Here is a 636-nt window from a genome sequence, read left to right as displayed (position 1 = left end):
GTAGTTGTCGATGTAGACAAAGAATACAGCGAGCTAGCGCTAGAAAAGCTTCGCAACGTTCGTGGCACAGTGCGAGTGCGCGTGCTTTTTTAGTACTCGGGGCACCTGCATTGCAACGTCCATAAAAAGGCCCTTAAAAGGGCCTTAAAAGGGCCTTTTCTAAATCGGACAAGGAAGTTATTCGGGAATCACTTCAATTTGGTCCTTGTACTGAGCGCTAAACCCAAAAACTGCGTTTGCAAATAACCCACCAAGTACTTCCGTGAAGGCGTCAAATTTCAACCCTCTCTGAACCGCCCCAACAAAATATGTTAAACAAAATTCTAAAATTTCTGGGGCCTGCTTAGCATCAACGATACGATAAGCCTTGCATATCTCCGTGAACATAACAGACAGCTGGTACTTTAAAAATTGAAATTTCACGTCCAGAGTTGGTAGTTGCTGTGACGCGATAAGTAAGATATTGAGCTCTTGAGTGACCGCAAGCTGTAAGTCATAAGTTTGCGCAGCAACATGCGGCGATTTTCTAATATTAATGCCGATACGCTGAGGGCACGGACCTTCAACAATACTCTTATTCATGGACTTTGGCAGAGGCTTCAAGGTATCCATATCCTTTAAGATACAATCACCATG

The 636-nt window shown here is 43.9% G+C and carries 1 protein-coding gene; it reads right to left on the bottom strand.

From position 1 onward, the window contains the following. Positions 1 to 177: 177 nt before the first annotated feature. Positions 178 to 636: hypothetical protein (locus tag A3750_RS01570; protein WP_197474794.1), on the bottom strand; the 459-nt coding region annotated here is incomplete at its 5' end.

The sequence above is a fragment of the Oleiphilus sp. HI0079 genome, from assembly GCF_001635105.1.
The sequence above is the reverse complement of the archived record's forward strand: the minus strand, read 5'-3'. Positions and strand labels throughout refer to the sequence as shown.